At 69.9% G+C, this 7097-nt stretch carries 5 protein-coding genes; 3 read left to right on the top strand and 2 right to left on the bottom strand.

What is annotated here, in order from left to right; all coding sequences use genetic code 11:
• Together VJ693_RS03605 and VJ693_RS03610 are read left to right on the top strand one after the other, a co-directional pair.
• Complete coding sequence (locus VJ693_RS03605) at window positions 1-1026, top strand: sulfate ABC transporter ATP-binding protein (protein ID WP_324152099.1); 1026 nt, start codon at window positions 1-3, stop codon at window positions 1024-1026.
• A 51-nt stretch (window positions 1027-1077) separates the two neighbouring features.
• Window positions 1078-1704 carry a glutathione S-transferase family protein gene (locus tag VJ693_RS03610; protein WP_324152100.1) on the top strand — a complete coding sequence of 209 codons (627 nt, stop codon included), beginning with the start codon at window positions 1078-1080 and terminating at the stop codon, window positions 1702-1704.
• Between the two features lie 13 nt (window positions 1705-1717).
• Here VJ693_RS03610 and VJ693_RS03615 read toward each other — a convergent pair whose 3' ends face one another.
• The gene (locus VJ693_RS03615; protein WP_324152101.1) at window positions 1718-2662 is read right to left on the bottom strand and encodes a CysB family HTH-type transcriptional regulator; all 945 of its coding nucleotides are present in this window, start codon (window positions 2660-2662) and stop codon (window positions 1718-1720) included.
• A gap of 195 nt (window positions 2663-2857) precedes the next feature.
• Between VJ693_RS03615 and VJ693_RS03620 the strand changes: the two genes are divergently transcribed.
• Window positions 2858-5035, top strand: coding sequence for a prolyl oligopeptidase family serine peptidase (locus tag VJ693_RS03620; RefSeq protein ID WP_324152102.1), 2178 nt, complete (start codon window positions 2858-2860; stop codon window positions 5033-5035).
• A gap of 50 nt (window positions 5036-5085) precedes the next feature.
• On the opposite strand, the gene VJ693_RS03625 is transcribed toward VJ693_RS03620, so the two are convergent.
• Entirely contained in the window at window positions 5086-6951 is a 1866-nt protein-coding gene (locus VJ693_RS03625; RefSeq protein ID WP_324152103.1) for a phosphoenolpyruvate carboxykinase (GTP), read from the bottom strand.
• Window positions 6952-7097: the final 146 nt, after the last annotated feature.

The following is a 7097-nucleotide window of genomic DNA, read 5'->3' on the forward strand; positions in this document are numbered from 1 at the left end:
ATGAGCATCGAAGTCCGCAACCTCGTCAAGCATTTCGGCCCGCTGGCCGTGTGCGACCACCTGAACCTCGACATCCCGTCGGGTGAGCTGGTGGCGCTGCTGGGGCCCTCGGGCTCGGGCAAGACCACGCTGCTGCGCATGATCGCAGGGCTGGAGCAGCCCGATTCGGGCTCGGTGCTGTTCCACGGCGAGGACGCCACCTTCGCCGACGTGCGCGAGCGCCAGGTCGGCTTCGTCTTCCAGCATTACGCGCTGTTCGGCCACATGACGATCTTCGAGAACATCGCGTTCGGGCTGCGGGTGCGGCCGCGCGCCTCGCGCCCCAGCGACGAAGCGATCCGCCAGAAGGTGATGGAGCTGCTCGAGCTCGTGCAGCTCGACCCGCTGGCCCAGCGCTACCCGCACCAGCTCTCCGGCGGCCAGCGCCAGCGCGTGGCGCTGGCCCGCGCGCTGGCCGTCGAACCCAAGGTGCTGCTGCTCGACGAGCCCTTCGGCGCGCTCGATGCCAAGGTGCGCAAGGAGCTGCGCCGCTGGCTGCGCCGGCTGCACGACGAGATGCACGTGACCAGCGTCTTCGTTACGCACGACCAGGAAGAGGCGATGGAGGTCGCCGACCGCATCGTCGTGATGAACGAGGGCCGCATCGAGCAGGTCGGCGCGCCGGACGAGGTCTACGACCACCCGGCCACACCCTTCGTGCTGAAGTTCCTCGGCGACGTGAACCTGTTCCATGGCCGCGCCGGCCTGGCGCCGGGGCACGACGAGGGCGTGAGCTACGTGCGGCCGCACGAGCTCGACGTGGTGGCCGAGGCCGGCGAAGGCACCTGGGCCGTGACGCTGGCGCAGACGCTGACCGTCGGCCCGAACACCCGGCTGGAGTTCCGCCGCGACGAGGACGGCTCGTACGTCGACGTGGAGCTGTCGCGCGAGTCCTTCGTGCAACTTCGCGAGACGCTGGCGCTCGCCCCCGGCCGCCAGGTCTTCCTGCGGCCCCGGCGCATCACAAGGTTTTCGGTGCCGGCATAAGCTCGCGGGCTCTCGACATCACAGCGAGCCCACGAGCCCCGCCGGTACCCCATGACCCCCTGGACCCTCTACCTCGCGCCGGGCACCTGCGCCCAGGCCGTTCACATCGCCCTGCTCGATGCCGATGCGCCGCACCGGCTGCAGCTGCTCGACTTCGCGAAGACCGAGCAACGCAGCCCCGCCTACCTGGCGGTCAACCCGCGCGGCCGCGTGCCGGCCCTCGTCACCGGGCAAGGCACGCTGACCGAGGTGCCGGCGCTGCTGCTGTTCGTTGCCCAGTCCTTTCCCGCCGCGAAGCTCGCGCCGCTGGACGACCCGTTCCGCCTGGCGCAGCTGCAGAGCTTCAACAACTACCTGTGCTCGACGGTGCACGTGGCCCACGCGCACCGGCGCCGTGGCGCCCGCTGGGTGGACGACGAAGCGGCCATCGCCGCGATGCAGCGCAAGGTGCCCGCCAACATGAGCGACTGCTTCAGCCACATCGAGGCCGACTGGCTGCGCGGCCCCTGGGTCTTCGGCGAGGACTACAGCATTGCCGATCCCTACCTCTTCACGGTGGCCGAATGGCTCGAAGCCGACGGCGTCGACGTGTCGCGCTTCCCGAAGGTGCTCGCGCACCGCGCACGCATGCAGGCCCGCGAGTCGGTGCAGCGGGCGAAGGCGGCGGTGGCGGGCTGACGCCCACCCACCGTCAAAGCGGCGCCGAGGGTGTGCCGGCCGGCGCGGCCTGCGCCTGTTGCACGATTTCGCGCGTCAGGTGCGGCGCGAAGGTCTGGATGAAGTCGTAGGCGAAGCCGCGCAGCAGGCCGCCGCGGCGCACCGCGACGCTCGTCGTGTTGATCGAGAACAGGTGCCGAGCGTCGATCGCGCGCAGGTGGCTGTCACGCTGGTCGTCGAAGGCGATCGAGGCCATGATGCCCACGCCGAGCCCGAGCTCGACGTAGGTCTTGATGACGTCGGCATCCATCGCCGTCAGCACGACACGCGGCTTCAGGCCGGCACGCTCGAAGGCGTTGTCGATGCTGCCGCGGCCGGTCAGGCCGACGTCGTAGGTGATCACCGGGTGCTCGGCCAGGCGCTCGAGCGTCAAGGGGCCGTCGAGCAGCGGGTGGCCGGCCGGCACCACCACCGCGTGCGTCCAGCGGTAGCACGGCAGCGCGACCAGCTCCGGGTTGTCGGCCAGCACGTGCGAGGCGATGCCGATGTCGGCCGTGCCGGTCAGCAGCATCTGCGCGATCTGCGACGGCGAGCCCTGGTGCATCTGCAATTGCACCTTTGGGTGCAGCCCGCGGAATTCGTGCACGGTCTGCGGCAGCGCGTAGCGGGCCTGCGAGTGCGTGGCGGCCACGCTGAGCACGCCGCTGTCGCCCAGGCGGAAGTCGTCGCTGGCGCGGTGCAGGTTCTCCACGTCCAGCAGCGTGCGCTCGACCCACGGCAGCACGCGCTCGCCGGCCGGCGTCAGGCCCGTCAGGCGCTTGCCGGCCCGCACGAAGATCTCGACGCCGAGCTCGTCTTCCAGCTCGCGGATCTGGCGGCTGATGCCGGGCTGCGAGGTGTGCAGCGCGTCGGCCACCGTGGTCAGGTTGAAGCCCTGGCGCACCGCTTCGCGGACGGAGCGCAGTTGCTGGAAGTTCATGTGCTTGTCACCGCGGCGCGGCGGCCTTTCATCGTTTTTCGCATTATCGAAAGCCGCCACACCCCCGCCAACGACGATTGTGGTCCTTGCTTGTGCGCGAGCCGCATAAGGGCGCCGACATCGGCGCCGACGTAACATCCCCGCGCCCGGCCCACCGGCCGGCTCCACCGCTTCGGCCACCCTAGGGAGATCCCCATGCCGTTTCGTGAACTTTCGCTGGCCGCCATGCTCTGGGCCAGCAGCCTGGTCGCCCTCGCGGGCCCCCCGGCCGCACCGATCCGCGACGTGACGCAAACCCTGCACGGCGTCACCGTGCACGACCCCTACCGCGACCTCGAGGACCTGAAGAGCCCGGCCACGCAGGCCTGGCTCAAGGCCCAGGGCGAGCACGCCGAGGCGGCGCTGGCCGCGTTGCCCGAGCGCGAGAAGCTTGCCGAGCGCATCGAGGCGCTGTCGCGCACCACCGGCGATCTCGTGCGCGAGGTCGTGCACCTGCCCGGCGATCGGCTGTTCTACCTGAAGCGCGAAGCCGGTCACGCGCAGTTCAAGCTGATCACGCGCACCGGCCTGGCCGGCCCCGAGCGCGTGCTGGTCGACCCCGAGGAAATGACCCGGCGCGCCAAGGGCGTGCCGCATGCCATCAACTACTTCGTGCCCTCGTGGGACGGCCAGCGCGTGGCCTACGGCCTGTCGGCCGGCGGCTCGGAAGACGCCTCGCTGTACGTGATGGACGTGGCCAGCGGCAAGGCGCTGGGCGAGCCGATCCCGCGCGTGCCCGATCCCTCGGGCTACGGCACCGTCGGCTGGTCGCCCGACAGCCGCCACGTCACCTTCAACCAGATCCGCGCGCTGCCGCCGGGCAGCCCGGCCACGGAGACCTACCTCGACACGACGGTCTTCGTCTTGCGCGCCGGCGCCCCGGCCAGGCAGGCGCGGCCGCTGTTCGGCCCGCTGGTCAACAAGGACCTGAAGCTCGACCGGCTCGACGTGGCCGGCGTGATCTTCGACCCGACCAGCCGCTTCATGCTCGCGCGCACCACCGACACCACGGTGCCCGAGGGCAAGCTCTTCGTCGCCCGCGTGGCCGACCTGGGCAAGCCCAAGGTCGCATGGCGCCCCGTCTCGGTCTTCGACGACCGCATCACCGACCTGCGCCTGTACCGCGACACGCTGTACCTGCGCACGACGAAGGACGCGCCGCGCGGCCGCTGGCTGGCGCTGGACCTGGCCGCCGGTGGCGGCCTCGCCTCGGCCAAGGTCGCCATCGACGAGCCGGCGCGCGGCGTGCTGAAGACCCTGGTGGTCGGCCGCGGCGGCACGCTCTATGCCGAGGTCAGCGAGGGCTTCACGACCCGCACGCTGCGTTTCGGCGGCGCCGTCGGCCAGGCGCCGGTCGACATGGCGCCGGCCACCGCCGGCAACACCTTCGCGATCGACGACCCGGCGCATGCCCACGACGACCTGTGGCTGCTCGCCAGCGCCTGGACCGAGCCGCCGAAGATCCTGCGCAGCGCCGGCCCCGAACGCCCCGCCACCGACACCGCCCTGCTGCGCCGCCGCGCGCCCGAGGGCATGCCGGCCCTGACCGTCAGCGAGGTGCTCGCCCCCAGCCACGACGGCGCGCAGGTGCCGCTGGCGATCATCCACCGCGCCGACCTGAAGCGCAGCGAGCCGCACCCGACGCTGCTGGTGGGCTACGGCGCCTACGGCTTCTCGTTCGAGGCCTTCTTCGATCCGCGCAGCGTGGCCTGGCTCGAGCGCGGCGGCGTGCTGGCCTACGCCAACGTGCGCGGCAGTGGCGCCTTCGGCGACACCTGGCACCGCGCCGGCTTCAAGACCACCAAGGCCAACACCTGGAAGGACGGCATCGCCTGCGCGAAGTACCTGATCGACAAGGGTTACGCCAGCCCCGCGACGCTGGGCATCCTGGGCGGCAGCGCGGGAGGCATCTTCGTCGGCCGCGCGGTCACCGAGGCGCCCGAGCTCTTCGCCGCCGCGATCTTCGACGTCGGCATGATGGACACGATCCGCTCGGAGGAGTCCGCCAACGGCATCACCAACATCAGCGAGTTCGGCACCGTGAAGGACCCGGCCGAGTTCAAGGCGCTGCTGGAGATGAGCACCTACCACCAGATCAAGGACGGCGTAGCCTACCCCGCGGTGCTGCTGATCCACGGCATCAACGACCCGCGCGTCGACGTCTGGCAGAGCGCGAAGGCCGCGGCGCGCCTCCAGGCCGCCAGCACGAGCGGCAAGCCGGTGCTGCTGCGGCTGGACGGCCAGGCCGGCCACGGCGTCGGCAGCACCGCCAGCCAGCAGGCGCGCAAGCTGGCGGACACCTACGCCTTCCTGCTGTCGCAGTTCAAGCCGTGATGTGAAAAGGGCCACCGCGAGGTGGCCCTTTCGTCACGGCATGAGTGGGGTCACACCGCCAGGTGCGTCTCCATGCGCGCCTTGGCATCTTTCAATGCCTGCGGCAGGTGGTAGGCGAGCTGGTCGAACAGCTGCTGGTGCAGCTTGAGCTCCTCGCGCCAGGCCTCGGGCGCGGCGTCGATGATGGTCGCGAACTTGTCGGCGCCGAAATCGAGGCCGGCCCACTCGAGATCCTCGTAGCGCGGGCTGATGCCGAAGAAGTGCTCTTCGCCGCCGGCCTGGCCTTCGAGGCGGTCGATCATCCACTTCAGCACGCGCATGTTGTCGCCGTAGCCGGGCCAGACGAACTTGCCGTCGGCGCCCTTGCGGAACCAGTTGACGCAGTAGATCTTCGGCAGCGTGCGGCCCTGCAGCTCGAGCTTGTGCTCCATGTCGAGCCAGTGCTGGAAGTAGTCGCTCATGTTGTAGCCGCAGAAGGGCAGCATCGCGAACGGGTCGCGCCGCACCACGCCCTGCGCGCCGGCCGCGGCGGCGGTCGTCTCGGAGCCCATGGTGGCGGCCATGTACACGCCTTCCATCCAGTTGCGCGCCTCGGTCACCAGCGGCACGGTCGTCGAGCGGCGGCCGCCGAAGATGAAGGCGTCGATCGCCACGCCCGAAGCGTCGTCCCAGGCCGGGTCCAGCGCGGGGTTGTTGGTCGCGGCGACCGTGAAGCGCGAGTTCGGGTGCGCTGCCTTGCGGCCGGTTTCCTTGGCGATCGCAGGCGTCCAGTCCTGGCCCTGCCAGTCGATGCAGTGCGCGGGTGGCTCGCCCATGCCCTCCCACCAGACGTCGCCATCGTCGGTCAGCGCGACGTTGGTGAAGATCACATCGCGGTCCAGGCTCTTCATGCAATTCAGGTTCGTGTGGCTGTTGGTGCCCGGCGCCACACCGAAGTAGCCCGCCTCGGGGTTGATCGCGTACATCCGGCCGTCGGCATGCGGCTTGATCCAGGCGATGTCATCGCCGATGGTCGTGACCTTCCAGTCGCCCAGGGCCTCGGGCGGGATCAGCATCGAGAAGTTGGTCTTGCCGCACGCGCTGGGGAAGGCGGCGGCGATGTGGTATTTCTTGCCGGCCGGCGAGGTGACGCCGAGGATCAGCATGTGCTCGGCCAGCCAGCCCTGGTCGCGCCCCATGGTGGAGGCGATGCGCAGCGCGAAGCACTTCTTGCCCAGCAGCGCGTTGCCGCCGTAGCCCGAGCCGTAGCTCCAGATCTCGCGCGTCTCGGGGTACTGGACGATGTACTTGGTCTGGTTGCAGGGCCAGGCCACATCCTTCTGGCCCGGCTCGAGCGGTGCGCCGACGGTGTGCACGGCGGGCACGAAGTTGCCGTCGGTGCCGAGCAGCTCGATCACGGCCTTGCCCATGCGGGTCATCACGCGCATGTTGACGGCCACGTAGGCCGAATCGGACAGCTCGACGCCGATGTGGGCGATCGGCGAGCCCAGCGGGCCCATCGAGAACGGCACCACGAACAGCGTGCGGCCGCGCATGCAGCCCTTGAACAGGGCCTGGTCGCCCGTCTGCAGCAGGGCGCGCATCTCGGCCGGGTCCATCCAGTTGTTGGTCGGGCCGGCCTGTTCCTTGGTGGCCGAGCAGATGAAGGTACGGTCTTCCACGCGCGCCACGTCCGACGGGTCGGAGCAGGCCAGGTAGGAATTCGGGCGCTTCTCCGGGTTCAGTTTCTTCATCGTGCCCGCTTCGACCATCTGCGCGCACAGGCGGTCGTACTCCTCGTCCGAACCATCGGCCCAGTAGATGGCGTCCGGCTTGGTCAGGGCGGCGATCTCCGCGACCCAATTGATGAGCTTTTGGTGTTTGATGTAATCTGGGGCGTTCAGTGCAGCGACGCCGCCCATGACGGGTTGGTTCATAGGGTGTACCTCCAATGCCAATTGAAAAATTCTGTATCGCCCCGGACGGCAGGATCGTCGTCGGGCCGGGCGCTTGGCTTGCGCTGGGAGTCCATCGTCGGATGGCGTTCGGCGGATACGGCGGTCGTGTCGGCAGCGGCGCAACG

The organism is Ideonella sp., assembly GCF_035254525.1.
Classification (GTDB): Bacteria; Pseudomonadota; Gammaproteobacteria; order Burkholderiales; family Burkholderiaceae_C; genus Ideonella.